The sequence below is a fragment of the Rhodoferax ferrireducens genome (assembly GCF_003347515.1).
Classification (GTDB): Bacteria; Pseudomonadota; Gammaproteobacteria; order Burkholderiales; family Burkholderiaceae_C; genus Rhodoferax.
The window spans coordinates 18,457-35,190 of record NZ_QEII01000265.1; the positions used below are offsets into that span (position 1 = coordinate 18,457).

The following is a 16,734-nucleotide window of genomic DNA, read 5'->3' on the forward strand; positions in this document are numbered from 1 at the left end:
ACGCCCGGGAGTGCAAATATTGATGGGCGAGGGTGGTCGTTTGTTCAGAGGGCCGGCCAATTTTCTTCAGCGCAACCTCATGCAAATCACTCGTTTCGGCCTGAATGATAAGGGCTCGTGGTCATCCCCCTTTAGCTTCGCCGCCGCCCGGGGTGCCGTACCGTTTTTGGCTTCGACCCCGCTGGCGTGCGTTGAGCCTTGCCCGTCCCGATTCCTGCACAATTCCCCCATGGCGAATACCTATCTCACAGTCAGTTTCAAAGACAAAGATGCTGCCAAAGCTCTCGGTGCCAGGTGGGATGCGGCTCAGCGGCAGTGGTTTGTTCCGGATGGACGTGAACTGGCACCTTTCTCCGCGTGGCTTCCAGCGGGTTCTGCACAAGTCTCAATCTCGACAACAACTGAACTCAGCTCAATTCAGACTGGCAGCAAAGTGCTTTCTGTTCCCAGCAGAAACGGTGTCTCACTGTCCCAGTTATTGGCAGGTGTCTCCCAGGCTGTTGCTCAGGCCTATAAGGCAGGAGTGTGGACCATGGTCGAAGTCGTGGAGCTTCGAGCCAACGGCGGGCATATTTTCATGGGTGTTTCTGAGCGGGATGCTCATGGTGCCGTTTTGGCCAAGACCAACGCCGTCATCTGGCAGTCGACGGCCAATACCATCCTTTCGGAGTTTGAACGCGCGACTGGCGCGCAGCTGGCACCGGGCATCAAGCTTCTGGTCAGGGCTCGACCAGTTTTCAAGTCACTGCATGGCTTCACCCTGGAAATTGACGCCATAGACAGCGAGTACACCCTGGGCGACCTAGAAGCCCGCAAACGGGAAATCCGCGAACGGCTGCAGGCAGAGGGGGTGTTTGCTGCCAACAAGCAGCTGCCAGCACCGTGGGATTTCAATGCCGTGTTGGTGGTGGCGCCGGAAGGTGGAGCCGGGCTCGGGGACTTTCAGGCTGAAGCCAATCGGCTGGAGCAGTTTGGCATTTGCCGCTTCACTTATGCCTACAGCCGGTTTCAGGGGAAGGGTGCTGCCAAGGAGGTTTGTGATGCATTACAGGCGGCCCTGAGTGCTTGGACCATCACAACCCCCCACCAACCCGACGCGGTGGTCATCATCCGCGGCGGTGGCGCGGTAAACGATTTGGCCTGGCTCAACGACTACGACTTGGCTCGTTTCATCTGTGACTTGCCAATCCCCGTGTTGACCGGAATCGGCCATGAACGTGACAGCACGATGTTGGATGAAGTGGCGAACATCAAATTTGATACGCCGTCAAAAGTCATCGCCGGTATTGAGCAGGTTATTGTCAGACGCGCGGTCGAGGCCAAGGCCAATTACCAGCAGGTCTCAAACCTCGCCGCTAGAGTCGTCCAGTCAGTGAAGGCAAAGGCCGAGACCCTGGACATGACCGTGAGGGGAGATGCCCTGCGCCATTTGGCACAGGGAAAGCAGTCGACGGCCGGTCTTCTGTCAGCTATTCAAGTGGACGCCATGCAGGCGGTCAGGTCAGCCTCTGAGCAATCGCGCGAAACACTGCAGATGGTCAAAACCGAGGCGATGGTGCAATTGGCAGATGCCAAACGTGAAGTGCCTTCGCTCTGGAGCCAGGTAACCGTGGGAGCAAAACATGCGATTCGGACCGCTTCGGCAGAGGGCGATGCGTTGATTGGCGGCGTTATTGAGCGAGCCCAACGAGATGCAATGCGGGCAAGACAGGCGACAGAGGAGGCCCTGGGCTCTGTCAGCACGACAGCCAAATTGCTGGTTCGGGAAGGGGCCACCCGTTCAGAAGCCTTAATGCGCGAAATTGCAGGTCAGGGACCAGAAAAGACCTTGAACCGTGGCTTTGCCATCGTGCGCACTGAAAAAGGTGTGCCCTTAACCAGAGCGGCACAAGCAACAGACGGTTCCGCAATCGAAATTCAGTTTCAGGATGGCCGGGTTGCCGCCACCACTGGAAAACATCTTTAGGGTTCATATGACAAGCAAAACATTCAAAGAAGCCTACGACGTGTTGCAGCAACATGCACAAACTCTGCGCAGCCAGCAGGAACCAAACATTGACGACCTTCTGACCATCGTTACGGAATCGGTAGGTGCTTACAAGGTCTGCCAGGAGCGGATTGACGCGGTTGAAAAAGCTTTGGAAAAGGCGCTGAGCGACACGGGTCCAGCGGCCAAGGACAACACACCTATGGCGAATCGGACACCTCCGCCGCAAACCCTTATGCCGGATGAGTCGGACGACATACCGTTCTGACCCGATTCACTATTTGCATTCGACAGCCACAAGACATCATGAGCAACGAGAATCAAATCGAAATTCCGCGGTCGTTCACTACGCTGTTCGTAGACCCCAGGCGCCAGAAGCCCAATGCACCACACGACGTCGTGGCCGCTCGCTATGAACTTTGCGAAGACTTGGCCACCATGCTGACTGAGACGGCAAAAAACATGTTTTTCAGCCTGGGCATCACCGAGAAGGACGTTCTTGAGCGATGCCATCGCGGGTTGACTGGGGAAGGTGCAGTTGTGTCGGAGGCTGAGGCGGGCTGGGTCATTAGCCGCCTCGATGAACTGCTTGACTGGCGACATCTCTAGATTTGCCTGAAGGACGCTGCAGGCTGCAACTCGACGCTATTAATTTAGCAGTCCTCACTGCACGGTGTCAGACAAGCATCAGTTTGAAGTCCAAACTAATTCTCAATACTTTGTCTCACCGCGGCGCGGCCTCTATTCAAGGGGCCGCGGCCGCTTTCTCATGCGTCACGCAGCTCCGGTATGTGCGACATGAGCTTGTTATGCAGCGCCAGCAGCTTGTCAGTTTCCATGCGTTTAAAGACCTTGAACATCATCTCCTGTTTGCGGGCGCGTTTGTAGCTTAGCGCATCAACATAGTCCTGGACCCTCTCCGCACGAAGGTCCCAGCCCCCGTTGGAAAACGCAATTTGCCCGTACTGTCGCATCACCATGGTAAGTGCGTGAACGCCTAACTCCTCAGCCTTTGGGTCGAATACTACATATTTAGGCGTCTTAGGAGTCACCTCGCCTTTCTGCTCCTTGTCAACTCGTTGATTCATTTTGCGGTCTGCTATCAGCGCGAGCGCGAACATCAAGCGGTCGTTGGGCGTTCGGAACGTAATCTCTGCCAAGGGGTCATCGGATGTGGGACGGCGGTAGACGTACTCCCTCTGCGCCTGGGAAGCTTGGCGGATGGCGGCTTCAACCTCTCTGGGCGTAAGGCCACGCTTTGCGTTGCCCGCTGTGGCCAGTGGGCCGTCGGCCCCGAACCACTGTAGGAGAAGATTTTTGATATCTGCGTCATCACATACCTCTGGCGCCTCAAGAATGTCAACTTGGTTCATTGCCTCCAAGAGGGCGATGACGGCAGGCGAGCCTTCCTGGGCAAGGTCTCCGGCTTTGGCAACTTCCAAGAGCGCTCGATTGGCAGCAATATTGCACAGGGTTCGTACTAGTATGTTGTCGCCAGAACCCGTCGTACTGCCCCAGCGTTTGACCGTTATCAAGATGTCGTCACGCGCTTCTTCAGCGAAATAACGGATGAGCTTTAAGGGGGTTGGCTGCTTGATAGGAAGGTTGTGCTCTTCACGCGCCTCTCTTTCGTACGTCAAGTACCTTGACTCGAACTGCTCCTCAAGTAAGTAAATGCTGTTAGCAATTTGGACATCCTCAAGACACTCATGCCTTTTTGCGTCGGCTGTTCTGAGCTTGCCCCACCCCACGAGGGGTGCGTAAGTGAGCTGCTGCTTGTGGGTCAGCTCTGCAAAAAGGGTTTGGCAGACGTTTGCCCTGTTTTGGGCGTGGATGTGCGTGAAAACCTCGTCAGCATCAGCACCGGCGGCGGTCTGGTACTTCAGGGTGGCTGTGGCGGGGGTGCGGATTGAAAATTCGCCGTATAGCGAGACATGGTCAAAGGGCAGGCTAACCATGGCGGTGGATAGCCAGTTGCGTGTGCTGGGCGACTCCGCGCAGGGCTTGAAGCTGCGGATAAGGCTAGATAGCTCAAGGCGCTCGCGGTTGGCCCAAGCTTTTGCCTCGGCAAGCGGCACAGTGAGAATGTCCGCCAGCTTGCGATGGACGAGACGCTCATCCATTTCGTCAGTGACGTCGGGCTCCAAGTCATCTTGGTCAAAGGGATTGAGGGTGGTCATGTGTTGCTAGTCAAGAATAGAGAGGTAGGGCGCGCATTTTGGGGAGTTTGAGAGAATTGTTCTCATCCGCCTGCAACTGCTGATGCGCCATGCGATTGACAAGGAGGCCCTGGTCGATGCGTTCTACACGGGCCACCTCATTATTGGCCATGCCAACGGCTTCGGACTCAGTGCGCGCAGAACCGACAGCGAGCATGGCGTGAGCGACTGCGCTAGCGTGTTTGATTGCACCGTACTTCCTGATAGATGTAACCGCGTGGTAGTGGTCGAGGGTGGCGGGCATCACCGAGGTGAAGGGCGGTTTCAGGAAAATGTCTTCTTTCATGGGAACTCCTAGGTTGGTGTGCCGGTAGGATATCGAGAAGTGACGTTTTTCCAGCTCACGGGAATTGTTTACGCTTTTTTGTTATTAGAATGCCTTGCGTTATCACTTTTATGACGCATTGCGAGCCTTCGCCTTCGTATTGGCCGCCATCCATGTCGCGCTACGCGCACTTGGTCAAGAACCGACAAGGCTGCGCACGCACTGACCTTAGTGAGACGCCACTGGCAGTGAATCGCCAGGAATTCCCTTATCCAAGCGCCCACAGCCTTTTCGGTCCATGAGCGGCCTAGTACCGGCTGGTCTTGCCAGTCGCGGACAGAAGTGCTTTCGCCCCAGTTGGGCATGAGTGGGCCAATGCAAGGCGTACGCGGGTATGTGCTACCAACGCTGCGTTTTGCGACCGCAGGGGAGGCAAAACTGGACAGATTTACTGGCTTACTCGTATGTCAGCAACGTCACCTTGTAGCCAATCTCTTGGCACAAGGTTTGTTCGTAAACGGATTCGGGCATCTCGCTGCTACGACGTTCTTTCAACCACCAATAGGAATAGATTTCATCCCATTCTTCTGCGTCCGTATTTGTCGCGCGGCTCGGACTCTTTGAGGGTAATGCGTCACCCTTCCAGACGCAAAGCTGTTCTTCAAAGTATTTACTTTTGACCGTGTACCGAACGACGTTGTCCTTCGAGAAGACAACTGCGCAGGGGTAGTCGTTTAGCTCAACGAGTCGTCGAGCTGTTGCCTCGACGCTGGTTTCAAAATCTTGCGCAAGATTCTGCACGTGGGCCATTTCGGGGGAGCCGAACTTCTGCAATCGGTGCGTCACTAGAAACCTCGGCAGCAACAACTCAGCCGAGAACTGGTTTGCCTGTTTTTCCCAATCCAGGTTGCTTCGCCCCGCGATATCTTCAACCGTGCAGTTGAATGTGCTCTGCCGGTGCCAAGGCAACAAGAAGTGCCCAAGTTCATGGCCAATCGTGAAGCGCTGCCTAGGTCTTGGTCTGAGGCTGTTGTAAAAAATTGCTCCAGCCGACTTCTCGGCATTCGCGATAAGCGTGCCTTCAAAGCCTTCGCTTGATAGCGGCTCAATCTTCGTAATGCCCGCTAACCTTGCGAGGTCCTCAATAGGGATTGGCAGAGGAATGCCCGGATTCTGCTTGATGATTTCATCAACCAGGTCTTCCGGGTGAATTAGGTCAGCCAGCTCAATAAGCTCAAGTTTTAGCATCTCCCGTGGTCTTCTTCTTTTTGAACACCTCGAGAGTTTGCATCAGAACAGCTTGCTCTGTCTCTGAAAGAGACTTGAAGTCTCTAAAGAACTGTTGCGCTTCGACATCAACAAGGGTCTCAGCGCCCCCCGTACCCGCCAAATACTCAACCGTAACGTTGAAGTGCTCAGCAAGTTTTTTCAATAAATCGAGTGATGGGTTCTGGGTGGTGCCTTTTTCCATTCCCCAGATATGGGTCTTGGACACTTCTACGGCATCTGCTACTCGTTGCAGCGACTCCCCCTTGCGTAACCGAAGCTCAGTCAGCTTTGCCCCTAGTGACATGTTTTTCTCCAAGATGGGTGCTTCTACGGAAGCCTGTAAGTATATATCTAACGAGCCGTAGCACAAGATTTGACATTTATTGCCGTTAGATATATATTACGATTTGTTCACTTCGAACGAATGGTAAGGGCAAGTTTTTGAAAGGACACGCCATGAGTAACAAACCAGACGACAAAGACCAGAAGCATGAGGGCCATGAAGACCACACCAATATCCAGATTGACCGCCAGCACTACAAGGTGGAAGCGGAGGCACTGACCGGGGAACAGCTCCGCGCATTGGTGGCACCGCAGATTCCGCCGGAGCGCGACCTTTTCCTTGTGGTGCCCAATGGCACGGACCGGAAGATTGCTGACACCGAGACGGTGAAGCTGGAAAACGGGATGCGGTTCTTTACGGCACCCGGCAAAATCAACCCCGGCGCTAGCTGCTGAGCAGGTGGGCATATGGCACTACCTCAGTCTGACGTCGACTACCTGAGCACGAAGGGTCACCGCTATTCCGTGGCAGAGGAAGGTGGGATGACCTGCGTGGTGCTTCAGGGCTACAACCTTCCTGCCGGATTTAACCAGGAGTCCGCCGACCTTTTGGTCCGGTTGACTCCGGGCTATCCGGACATTGCACCTGACATGTGGTGGTTTGAGCCAGCAGTTCACCGCGCTGACGGAAAACCGATTGCTGCAGCTGACCAAACCGAGGCTCACCTAGGACGTAGCTGGCAGCGGTGGTCCCGACACTTGGAGGCCGGCCAGTGGAAGCCTGGCAACGACACGCTTGAGGCCTATATGGCGATACTGCATGCGAATCTTGAGCAGGCGTCTGCGAAGGAGGGCGTAAATTGAGTACCACCTTGGTTGTCTCGCAGTCGATTGCAACCCAGCTGCATATCCTGACGCAAGAAAAGTTGGAAACCGCAGGGGTTCTGCTCGTACGAGTTGTTCCAGTTGATGGAGGCGGCCTGCGCCTACTCAGTCGGGAATTCCACGCGGTACCGGAGAGCGCCTACCTCAAGCGTGAAGTCGACTCACTCACGATTAGCTCGAATGGCTACGTGGAGGCTTTGGCACGGGCTGAAAAACTGGGATGCGCCGGGTTGTGGGTGCACTCGCATCCAGGCATTGAGGTCTCGCCCTGGCCGAGCGTTCATGACCAAGCTGTTGACGATGAGCTTTCGGAGACGTTCCGGATTCGGAGCGCAAGCGAGTGCTACGGAGCGCTAATTCTCAGCCTTGGCAAAAATGGCGTGAAGTTCACTGGTCACTTTTCGGCCCAAGACCAAGTCGCGCGCAGTATCGACCGCATTTGGGACGTCGCCGACCGTTACAGGCTTGTACTCCATGAGGGAGCCACCTTAGTGGAGCCGCTGGGCATGTACGACCGGAACGTCCGAGCCTTTGGAACGGCTATTCAGGTTGCTCTGGGTGAGCTAACCGTCGGAATTGTTGGATGCGGGGGAACTGGTTCCGCAGTGGCCGAGCAGCTGGTGCGGCTGGGTGTTCGGAAATTTGTCTTGCTCGACCCCCAGACACTAACTGACAGCAATGTTACTCGAGTCTATGGCTCAAGCCTGGGTGACGTCGACCGCCCCAAAGTTGACATCTGCGCTGATAACATCCGGTCGATTGCCCCAAGCACAGAAGTGGAGCCTCTGCAATCCACCGTAACCGTTGCCGATTCTGCCAAGCGACTGACTCGTTGCGACGTGGTTTTCGGCTGCACCGATGACAACGCGGGGCGACTTGTCTTGTCGCGGCTGTCTACTTACTTTCTCCTCCCGATAATCGACTGCGGTGTCTTGATTTCCAGCGAGGAAGGTACTGGCGAAATCGTTGGTATCGACGGACGAGTGACCGTACTCACTCCTGGCTCAGGTTGTTTGCTTTGTCGTGAGCGGATAGACATGGCAAAAGCACAATCAGAATTTCTGACGCCTGACGAGCGAAGGCGCCGTGAAGATGAAGGATATGCGCCGGCACTTGGCAATACCGAGCCGGCCGTCGTGACCTTCACGACGCTAGTTGCTGCAACTGCGGTGAACGAATTGCTGGAGCGACTGATTGGGTACGGGCCACAGCCGCGTCCTTCGGAAGTGCTTCTGCGTTGCCACGAGCGTGAGATTTCCACTAATCTGGCCGGTCCCAGAATGAACCACTACTGTCATCCAGCTGAGGGAAAATTGGGACTGGGCTTTACCAAACCGTTTTTAGAGATGGCAGGTCTGCAATGAAATTTTCATGGCTCGAGTGGATACCGTTTCAGCCTTGGCGAGTCGCAGCAATAGTTGAAGCGGCAGACGAGGTGCCGGACAAGTTACCCCCGAAGTGCGCTGTGCTGGTGGGTACGCCTGAACATCCGAAGTGGATTGCATTTGACTGCCCGTGCAAGCGAAATCATCGAATAATGGTGTCACTTGACTCGCACCAAAAGCCGCATTGGACTCTAAAGAACGCGCAACGCCTGACGCTAATTCCGAGTGTGGACGCTTGGCAGGGGCGCGAACGATGCCATTACTTCGTGCGTGACGGGAAGATTAGCTGGACACCGGACCGTTGAGCTCGAGTTGTCCATTGAAGTCCACTGCCCTTGGGGTTACGCCTACGAGGAGATGGCGGTTGACAACTCTCCACAGTTGGGCGACTGGGCTGCGAGGTTTGCGTCTTGGGACGTTTGCGACCAGGTCTGCGGTAGTGGCTTTTTGGCTTCGCCGTTGGCTTGGAGCAAGGTACCCGAGTGGGCCGCAAGCAGCGCAGAGTTTGTACGACGTGCGGCCTTTGCTCTGCTGGCCACGCTGGCAGTGCATGACAAGCAGGTCGGCGACGAACGCTTTGTGGCCGTTTTGCCACTCATTGAAGCAGCGGCTGGCGACGAGCGCAACTACGTGAAAAAGGCAGTGAACTGGGCGCTACGCAACATCGGCTAGCGTAATCCGGTGCTCAACGTGGCGGCCATCGACGCAGCACGGCGAATTCAACAGCAGGGCTCTCGAACTGCGCGCTGGATTGCTGCTGACGCGTTGCGTGAACTCACCAGTGAGGCTGTACAGACTCGCCTTCGTAGTGGACGCGATACGCCCACATAGGGGTCATGCTCTCTCCATGCGGGCGAATGAAATCGAGAAAATGGCATTACAGGAATGTGTTGGGTACATGTCGTCCTGCCACTGAATCTTGTGGTAAGGCGAATAGCTCCTGCTCCCAAACCCCACCATGGGTGCCTGTTTTTTAAGCGCCATCGGGATAGCCATACCTGACGCCACATTCGCGACTTGTACCGTTTCTTATCCACAGCTTAGACCACAGCCGCCGTGGGTAACTTTTGGCGCCAATCTCGCCATAGTCGCGAGACTCCAGGAGATGGGACCATTCACCTCCCATAAAAAAGCCGCCAAGCACTCTCAAGCTAAGCGGCGCCTGTCATTGCCAACAAGCTATGAGCATGCCGGCACGAGCAGTAGGTTTCTGCTTCTTATTTAGTTGCGGCCTTTGCAGCCTTGCGGGCAGCTGCTTTGGGGTCCACGGCCGCTTTGAACTTGGAGCCAGCAGTGAACTTCGGTACCGTGCCAGCAGGGATTTTGAGCGCGGCACCTGTGCTTGGATTCTTGCCGGTGCGGGCTGCGCGCTTGACTGACTTGAACGTGCCAAAGCCAACCAAGGTCACTGAATCGCCCTTTTTGACCGCGGTTTGAATGGTGTCGATGAATGTGTCAAGAATGGCGCCAGCGGCGACTTTGGTCAGTTCGTGCTTGGCAACCAGTTTTTCGATAAGTTCAGTGCGGTTCATTTCTTAATGCTTGGATTGTTGGTGAGCGGGAATTCTAGTGGCTCGCGGAATTTGACTCCACAGCACCGCATTAGTTTTTTGCACTGGCCCATGTCCCGTCCACCTGCGCTTCACAGCAAGGCCGATGCTTGGCTGCTATGGGTCTGAGTGGCTAACGGCCAGCCCTTCAGCATGATGCCGTCATCTGGACTCGAAATTCATCGGCAATCCCGTTACAACCCAGCAGCGGCATTTTGAAGACATTTTGCTATATATATGATAGCAGTGAACGAGTTGACTCAATCTTTGATGGCAAAAGTCTATTGAGGCTTTAGCATCAATAATTTTGCGACCCGCCGGTGGCCGCCATGACACTGACAAAAACGAGCTTTACGACCAACCAGGTTGAGATGACGAGAAGCCATGTTTTCCATTTGTCCCGCGGCCCGTTCAACTTATTCTCAGCCAGCGTGAACACGACAGCGCAAACCGCGCCAAACAGAAGCCCAAATAGTCCTTGGTAAAGCTTCTGGAGCCAATAGTGGTCGATGTCGTCAACAATGGGCTGAAACATTCCAACGATACCGCCAAATATCAGCCAGCGAACCGTGTATCCCCGCCACCGATACCAGTGGCTTGCGTCGGGCGATGCCCAATGAGCTTTTGTCGGGATTGACGACTGCATGCGCTTGCTCCCATGTTGTTGCTTGGCCATTCTAGACTTCAGTTTGGACGCTGCCAGCCGTAGCTGATTCCCAAATTTGCGGATTGTCAACGGCTTGGTAGTCCATTCGGCCTGCTCTCGGTTCAACCTCTGTTCCTCCGGTGGGCAAGGCAGGGGACGGCACGCGCACTGCCATGCACATCTCATGGCGTGCTGAATGACTTGGCCCGAGAAGAGTTTGCATTTGACCTGAATCCCCTTGCGTTGCAGTGAATTTCCCCCATCCTTGCGGCGCCGCAAGGGCATAGCCTGCGGGTGACTGCGCAATGATTAATCCCGTCACGTTCAATAGGCCGGCAACCAAGCCGCAATGGTGCTTTCCCTTCGGTCCTTGCGGCGCCGCAAGCCTGGGCAATGCATGACGCATGGATTTGCACGGTGTGGTGAACACCAGGCCCGAATACCGCTTGCCGTTTATTGAGTTTTCACCTGGATGCAGTGGAGTTCGTCAACCTTGCGGCGCCGCAAGGTGGCGCGGCATTCGAACATACGTGCGTCTATGCAATCACTTCAGCCAGGGTCAGCCGGCAGCTTAGCGGCAATTGTGCTTGCCCTCGGGTCCTTGCGGCGCCGCAAGACTTGGCAATGCAGGATAAATCGATTGGCACGGTGTGCTCAAAACCAATCTCGAAAACCGCTTGCTGTTTATGAAGCTTCCACCCGGATGCAGTGAACTCCCCTTCCTTGCGGCGCCGCAAGGTCGTTCGAGGCCTGCTGCCAAGCCCAATTCCGACCTACTGATGCCGCAAGTACCCACCCTTGCGGCGCCGCAAGGCAGCGTTGTCCCCCTCTATCGAATCAAATTGAAATCCAGTTGCTATACGAAGTAGCACCTACATCGTGCTTTTTCAAAAACAGGACACAAGTTTATGCATACGATTCCAAATTCATCCGCACCAGGTCGTGGTTCCAATGTCAGTGCAGTCAACCACCCACCCAGTGGCACGTCAAATTCGGCAGTTGAGACTGAAACGAAATCCGAGCGAGTCGAGCGTTTTTATGCGACTCAAGGCGGGCCACTTATGCCATGGCTGTTAGACGAGTGCCGCCAACGCGGTACCGAAATGCTTGCCATGACCACGGCGCTCGGCGTGACCTACGGCTACATCAATCAGCTGCGAAATGGCATTCGAAAAACTGAGGACGTCAGTCACGATTTCTGCGTAGCCTGTGCTCGGTATCTCGGCGTACCGACAATTGCTATCAAGATAGTAGCGGGCGTCGTTCGTATGAGTGATTTTTTGCACCCGGCAGAAAACGAAGAAGAGGCGGTTGAGCGGGCGATACGTCACATCCAAGACGACCCCGTCATTCGGCAAGCGGTGCCGGTGGACTTGAGTTCACTGTCGTTCGAGGCGAAGAAAGCCATTGCTCTGCTCTACGTTCAGTCTTCGAGCCAAGATGTCTTCGGGTTGAAGGAGTTGCCAGCCATTGTTCATTGGTGCCAGCGGGCGGCGGTGCTTCACGATGACCGGACCTTCGAATCCATGACAGGGCACCGAGATAGCTCGGTACGCTAAAGAAGATGTTTTCTGGGGTCCCGGAGATGGTGGGGCAGGGCGGTGGTTGGTAGTACCCACAAGAGGTACAGAGAAATTGATTTCAAAGGGCGTGTCTGTGATGGATGCGCTCTTTTTTTGTCTTCTTCAAGAAAACGCTTCCGTGATGGGCAGAGATTTAAAACCTTGAGCTATAGGTTCCAGTTGAAGGCTTTAGATGCCGGCAACTGGCACCAGGAGGCATGGTCGGTCACTGTTGGTGCCGGTCATCAATAAACCGTTTATGGAATTAGCAAAATGAATTATCAAGAACTTTCGACAAGTGAATGCTTCGCAATGCCGCAAATCAGTGACGCGGATTGGGTGGAAAAAACCATGTGCTTCAGCGCTGGTGAGGCACCGCCGTGGCTAAAGTTGAGAGCGGGGGCCTTCAATATTGCTCCTGATATCAAATGTCGACTCCACGACGTCGAACAGCGCCATGGAAGTTGTTACAAATTGGCACTACTGGGATGTCTTCATGGAGGCAAGGACTGGACCTTGGTGCATGGCGATACGGTAGGTCCGAAGCGCATTGGTCGAATGGGACATGCCTGGCTGGAACGTGATGACTGGGTATACGACCCAGTCCTTGACCGGGTCTGGCCGTGGCACATCTATGCCAGGTTTGTCGGTGCCGTTTCAATGAGACGCTATTCGTACTCAGAGACGTGGCGGTTTGCGGAAGAGACAGGCCATTGCGGACCGTGGTCGGTGATGGGCGCCTGACCGCTGCTCAAATATCGGAGTGAACTCATAAGGCGCCTTGGAAACAGGGCGCTTTTTATCGGTGCGAGATATGGATTGACGATTGAAGCCGGAAATTTAAAACGAGGGACTAGACGTGTCAGTTGAGGGCGATAGGCGTCAGCAACTGGCACGGTAAGGCGCAGTCGGTCGTACTTGGTGTCATCAAGGAACCGGCACGAAGCGCGACAAAAATGAGTTTTCAGCAACTTCTAACGCTGGAAGACCTGGCAAAACTGCTGGGACGCAGTCCTGACACCATCAAAAAAGACATGCGGCGCAACCCCGATGCGGTACCTCCCCGCTTGGTGTTGCCGCATACACGGCTCCTGCGGTGGAGGCTGTGCGATGTGAATGCGTGGCTCGAGCAGTTTGTCCAGGTGGTGGTTGTTCCGGGGGCCACGAAATGAGCAACAGCGTCATACCTAATCCGTTCGAGCGTCGGCTCGATATTCGGTGCATCCTGTCGACATCCCCGCCACCGCAGGACCACGTTTTACCGGGTCTGCTGGCCGGGACTGTAGGCATGTTGGCCGGTCCAGGTTGCGTAGGTATGTCCATGTTTGAGCTGCAGGTTGCATGCGGCAAGTCTTCAAAGCGACAGGTGATGTGCACCGCTCATGTCCCTAATTCGCTGGGGACAAAAAGTGTCGACTAATTACCTAACAAAGACAAAATTGGCTGCCGTTCTGACAAGCACCAAAAGAACTCTGACGAACTACGTATCGGCTGGAGTGCTACCGGCACCAGTACGGTTTGGACGCGACGTTGGATGGAGTGTTGAAGTTCTTCGCAGTGTGCTTGAGGCTGAACAGGGCTCGTTGAATGCATTGCCTGAATCACGGCGAGTGCGTCTTCGGCAGGCCCTGAGTGATTTGGATATTCAATCAATCAAGGTGGCTGATTCAGCCGCTGATTTTGCACCCTTGGGCACCAATGACCAACAACACAAACCGCTACCAGAGCCAATATTTGTTGATGAATCTTTTAACCCCGTGCACGACTTGCGGAGCTCCCATCTACAAAAATTGAAATTGAGCCGAAGCATCATGGATTACGTAGCGACCGAAGCGCGGCAGGCGAAGAACTGCTCAATTGAGAAAAAAGAACTGTGGGACCAAATCACTTTAATTCGGAGCGATGTAGAACATCATGAGGCTATTTTGGCAGAGAACTTTCTTCACTTGCACAGCAGTTCCCAGCTTGTCGGAAGCCGGGATATATTTTCATCCCCCATATTCAATATTCGTAATCACAAATCACCGAGAGAGAAGCGGGTTGAACTTTCATTTACTTTGACTGATGCAACGGTTGTTAAGTATGAAGGTCCGGAGTTGCGACAGGACGATGGTTTGGTATTCATGGCATTGCTGAATATCACTCGCGATGTGAAAGTAGGTAAAACGGTTGGGTTCTCAGCGCAAAATTTGTGTGATTCACTCTGGGGCTACTACGATGGGGCGGCGCGCAATCGCTTAAAGGCCATGATTTGCCGATTGCAGGAAGCCTTGCTCCAGTTCCCCACATTTCGCGTGCAACTTGTCCAGCGCTTCGATTTTCCGAACAGAGGGCTTTGGTCTGTTGTTCTGGACGACGACATTGTGAGCCTCATTACAAAAAAAACCGTGGTGTGGTTGGACTTCGAGGAGCGGTTATCGCTCCCAAGCGGGATTTCAAGCTGGTTGTATGGATATATTCGTAGCCAGACCCGTCTCATCCCGACCAAAATCGACCGCTTGCGCCGGTTGAGTGGCTCTGAGGGTGCGCAGGATGGGTTTCGCGAAAGTCTGAAAGGCGCCATGGGCGTGCTTGTTGGCGCGCTACTCGTGGACGCTGGGTGGCATATCGACAAACACGACATGCTTCACTGGCAAAAGAAATATTGATAGTTTGGGAGTGCTATTTCCTACTTCGTCATGTGTTTTGACTTGAGCGTCTCAGATGCTCAAGTCATTTTTTTCCTACATGGCATGTGTTTTGACCGGACGTGCATGTGGTTTGACTGGACTTTCATGAGTGTCAAATTGATTCAAACGAAATAAACCTATATGTATCAATGGGTTGCAGGGTTTTTAGTGGTCGCTCTCCTTACTATCATAAGAAAAAGTACCTTCGAAGAAAGAAGCTCATTCCGGCGAAGGGCATAGCCCGTCTTAGACCGAGTGTCGAGGGCGTCTGCAGCTTGATGAGTCTCATTCGAAAGCGCCATCGAATCGGATGGCACATGATTGACGAAGTGACTTGTTCCTCCCAGACGCGATGACGAGCTTGCATAGAGAAGCGTCCTTAATTGATGGCCTTCATTGCCTTATTTGCCGTAGGACGCATTTGCATCCGTATCAGGATACTTGCTTGGAGGGTGGCGATGTCAAGCCAAAGAATTGGTTGTATTTTCCTTTGCGAAATTAGTGCGGTAGCCCTTTGAAGGTGACAAGACTGTTGCTTAAATTCTTGAACTTCGTCTCTTCGTCTCTTTGTCACTTCGTTACCTGAGTTGCCCATATTGGGCATTTGAGAGACAAACAAACGTGACCCCCAAGTCGGGACTTTCTCAAAAAAGTGCCTTGATGTGGTAAATCACACCTAAGAATAGATTGGGCATGAAAATTCAGCAAGGCGTCTTGCGTTGACTGCGGTTCACTTTTTGATACCTCCACGAGTTAACCGCCAAGGATGCCGATGCCGCGCGTACTGTCACCGCGCACTTCGTGCACCGATGCTTCGGTTGGGCTCGACAATGAGACTGTTGTCCGGCGTGAGCACCATCGGTTTGGCCTTGTGGACGCTGGCTGAGACCGTTCAGTGCGCCACTGACCACCACCCCACAAGTAAGGGGGTGAGAAAAATGACGATTCGAGGACGCGAGGCGACCATCGACACATTTCGACTCAAGCTATTTTCATTGATGGCTGGAGAAAATCGTTGGCTACTCTCCACCTTGAGCCTCCCTGCGGGAATGGACTTGCGGAGTGGAGACTACGGGCAGGATAACCATCACTTGCGGCACCTCACTCATGGCGGTGCCTGCAACTGAGTCAAGGCGTTGAGGTCGGGCAATTGGTCCAGTTCAATCAACTGTTCCAGCGCCTGGGTGGGCCCCTTGGCCTCATGACCCTCAGGTGCCAGTAAAAGTAGGTCCACCATCGCCTTGAAGGCTTCGCGCTCTGGTATTTGTGCTGCCAGGCGCTCAGGCGCTCCCCTTTCTGACAGTACACTGCGGCCGGGAGTACCGCATCGCGCAGCCACCAGCAGGCTAATGCGCCGTGCTTGCGCTTAAAAGCACCAATCAAATGCCGGTAGTCTATTGAGCGACGATGGCGGTTTCCCTTCTGCATCTTGGCCTTTGGGCAATTCAGCACGCACTGGCCACCCCGGCAGCATTCAATGCACTGGGCACCGAGCTTGAGACGCTCGAGAACCACGAACTTGGTCGCACGGGTGTTGAAACGTTGCACGACGATGTCGACGTCCCGCAATGACGCTGGCAGCCGTTGACCGGCTGGTGCATCACTCGACCATTCTGGTGATGAACGTGGAGAGTTGCCGCCGTCGCGCTGCGCAAGCGGGGCATGCACCGCCTCCAAGAAAGGTCCGTTGAATAGAGTTTCCGGTTCAATTCGTTCCCCGCTTCCACCGGCCATGTAAGTTGTCGCCGAGCGGTCAAGATAGATGACATCGACACCAAATGTCTAAATTGAGTCAAAAAACATTGAGACTGGTCCGCTAAAAGTGGAAAACCACCTTTAGCGGAAGATATGAACAAAGCAGTGCGCTATACACTGTTGACACAATGTTGAACTCTTCATCTCCCATGCCTGACATCAAAACCGAACAGCTTGGCCTGCGGATAACGCCGACCGCGAAGGCGTTACTTAAAGCGGCCGCGGCGCGGGAGCATAGGTCCTCTTCGAACATGGTCGAG

General features: G+C 54.3%; 20 protein-coding genes. 13 read left to right on the plus strand and 7 right to left on the minus strand.

The genetic code is table 11. The features are described 5' to 3' along the window. Positions 1-10 precede the first annotated feature (10 nt). Genes xseA through C5P05_RS11015 form a run of 3 tightly spaced genes read left to right on the plus strand, consistent with a single transcriptional unit; the run spans position 11 to position 2,596 of the window. On the plus strand, positions 11-1,966 hold the full coding sequence (gene xseA, locus C5P05_RS11005) for an exodeoxyribonuclease VII large subunit (RefSeq protein ID WP_232834441.1): 1,956 nt from the start codon (positions 11-13) through the stop codon (positions 1,964-1,966). A 7-nt stretch (positions 1,967-1,973) separates the two neighbouring features. Beyond that, entirely contained in the window at positions 1,974-2,255 is a 282-nt protein-coding gene (gene xseB, locus C5P05_RS11010) for an exodeoxyribonuclease VII small subunit (protein ID WP_114969890.1), read from the plus strand. 38 nt (positions 2,256-2,293) lie between these two features. Next, positions 2,294-2,596, plus strand: coding sequence for an ATPase with chaperone activity (locus C5P05_RS11015; RefSeq protein ID WP_114969891.1), 303 nt, complete (start codon positions 2,294-2,296; stop codon positions 2,594-2,596). A 158-nt stretch (positions 2,597-2,754) separates the two neighbouring features. On the opposite strand, the gene C5P05_RS11020 is transcribed toward C5P05_RS11015, so the two are convergent. The 4 genes from C5P05_RS11020 to C5P05_RS11035 all read right to left on the minus strand — a co-directional run bounded on the left by C5P05_RS11020 (position 2,755) and on the right by C5P05_RS11035 (position 6,044). Beyond that, positions 2,755-4,167 (minus strand): hypothetical protein, encoded by a 1,413-nt coding sequence (locus C5P05_RS11020; protein WP_114969892.1) that lies wholly within the window; start codon positions 4,165-4,167, stop codon positions 2,755-2,757. 10 nt (positions 4,168-4,177) lie between these two features. Continuing rightward, a complete protein-coding gene (locus tag C5P05_RS11025; protein WP_114969893.1) occupies positions 4,178-4,492 on the minus strand; it encodes a hypothetical protein in 315 nt (104 codons plus the stop codon). Positions 4,493-4,927: 435 nt separating this feature from the next. After that, the gene (locus C5P05_RS11030; protein ID WP_114969894.1) at positions 4,928-5,719 is read right to left on the minus strand and encodes an ImmA/IrrE family metallo-endopeptidase; all 792 of its coding nucleotides are present in this window, start codon (positions 5,717-5,719) and stop codon (positions 4,928-4,930) included. After that, entirely contained in the window at positions 5,706-6,044 is a 339-nt protein-coding gene (locus tag C5P05_RS11035; protein WP_114969895.1) for a helix-turn-helix domain-containing protein, read from the minus strand. Before C5P05_RS11035 ends, C5P05_RS11030 begins: the two co-directional genes overlap by 14 nt. Positions 6,045-6,196: 152 nt before the next feature. Between C5P05_RS11035 and C5P05_RS11040 the strand changes: the two genes are divergently transcribed. Genes C5P05_RS11040 through C5P05_RS11055 form a run of 5 tightly spaced genes read left to right on the plus strand, consistent with a single transcriptional unit; the run spans position 6,197 to position 8,964 of the window. Next, a complete protein-coding gene (locus C5P05_RS11040; RefSeq protein ID WP_114969896.1) occupies positions 6,197-6,478 on the plus strand; it encodes a multiubiquitin domain-containing protein in 282 nt (93 codons plus the stop codon). Between the two features lie 12 nt (positions 6,479-6,490). Further along, positions 6,491-6,886: an E2/UBC family protein gene (locus tag C5P05_RS11045; protein ID WP_114969897.1), complete on the plus strand. Its 396-nt coding sequence runs from the start codon at positions 6,491-6,493 to the stop codon at positions 6,884-6,886. Continuing rightward, positions 6,883-8,271, plus strand: coding sequence for a HesA/MoeB/ThiF family protein (locus C5P05_RS11050; protein WP_157979293.1), 1,389 nt, complete (start codon positions 6,883-6,885; stop codon positions 8,269-8,271). Before C5P05_RS11045 ends, C5P05_RS11050 begins: the two co-directional genes overlap by 4 nt. Next, the gene (locus C5P05_RS35275) at positions 8,268-8,597 is read left to right on the plus strand and encodes a DUF6527 family protein (protein ID WP_420130742.1); all 330 of its coding nucleotides are present in this window, start codon (positions 8,268-8,270) and stop codon (positions 8,595-8,597) included. Before C5P05_RS11050 ends, C5P05_RS35275 begins: the two co-directional genes overlap by 4 nt. Positions 8,598-8,604: 7 nt before the next feature. Further along, on the plus strand, positions 8,605-8,964 hold the full coding sequence (locus tag C5P05_RS11055; RefSeq protein WP_114969899.1) for a DNA alkylation repair protein: 360 nt from the start codon (positions 8,605-8,607) through the stop codon (positions 8,962-8,964). 545 nt (positions 8,965-9,509) lie between these two features. Here the strand turns inward: C5P05_RS11055 and C5P05_RS11060 are convergent. After that, on the minus strand, positions 9,510-9,824 hold the full coding sequence (locus tag C5P05_RS11060; protein WP_114969900.1) for an HU family DNA-binding protein: 315 nt from the start codon (positions 9,822-9,824) through the stop codon (positions 9,510-9,512). A gap of 316 nt (positions 9,825-10,140) precedes the next feature. Then, the gene (locus tag C5P05_RS11065; protein ID WP_157979294.1) at positions 10,141-10,518 is read right to left on the minus strand and encodes a hypothetical protein; all 378 of its coding nucleotides are present in this window, start codon (positions 10,516-10,518) and stop codon (positions 10,141-10,143) included. A gap of 878 nt (positions 10,519-11,396) precedes the next feature. Here C5P05_RS11065 and C5P05_RS11070 point away from each other — a divergent pair. The 4 genes from C5P05_RS11070 (at position 11,397) to trfA (ending at position 14,698) form a co-directional block, all read left to right on the plus strand. Continuing rightward, a complete protein-coding gene (locus C5P05_RS11070; RefSeq protein WP_157979295.1) occupies positions 11,397-12,047 on the plus strand; it encodes a hypothetical protein in 651 nt (216 codons plus the stop codon). 276 nt (positions 12,048-12,323) lie between these two features. Further along, positions 12,324-12,794: a hypothetical protein gene (locus tag C5P05_RS33660; protein ID WP_157979296.1), complete on the plus strand. Its 471-nt coding sequence runs from the start codon at positions 12,324-12,326 to the stop codon at positions 12,792-12,794. A 212-nt stretch (positions 12,795-13,006) separates the two neighbouring features. Beyond that, positions 13,007-13,222, plus strand: a complete 216-nt coding sequence (locus C5P05_RS11075; protein WP_114969903.1) for a helix-turn-helix transcriptional regulator — start codon at positions 13,007-13,009, stop codon at positions 13,220-13,222. A gap of 210 nt (positions 13,223-13,432) precedes the next feature. Next, on the plus strand, positions 13,433-14,698 hold the full coding sequence (trfA, locus tag C5P05_RS11085; RefSeq protein ID WP_114969905.1) for a plasmid replication initiator TrfA: 1,266 nt from the start codon (positions 13,433-13,435) through the stop codon (positions 14,696-14,698). A gap of 1,126 nt (positions 14,699-15,824) precedes the next feature. On the opposite strand, the gene C5P05_RS34955 is transcribed toward trfA, so the two are convergent. Continuing rightward, positions 15,825-15,956 carry a hypothetical protein gene (locus C5P05_RS34955; RefSeq protein WP_269813925.1) on the minus strand — a complete coding sequence of 44 codons (132 nt, stop codon included), beginning with the start codon at positions 15,954-15,956 and terminating at the stop codon, positions 15,825-15,827. A 170-nt stretch (positions 15,957-16,126) separates the two neighbouring features. Here C5P05_RS34955 and C5P05_RS33665 point away from each other — a divergent pair, with 170 nt between their 5' ends. Next, entirely contained in the window at positions 16,127-16,291 is a 165-nt protein-coding gene (locus C5P05_RS33665; RefSeq protein ID WP_157979297.1) for a hypothetical protein, read from the plus strand. The last annotated feature ends 443 nt before the right edge of the window (positions 16,292-16,734 follow it).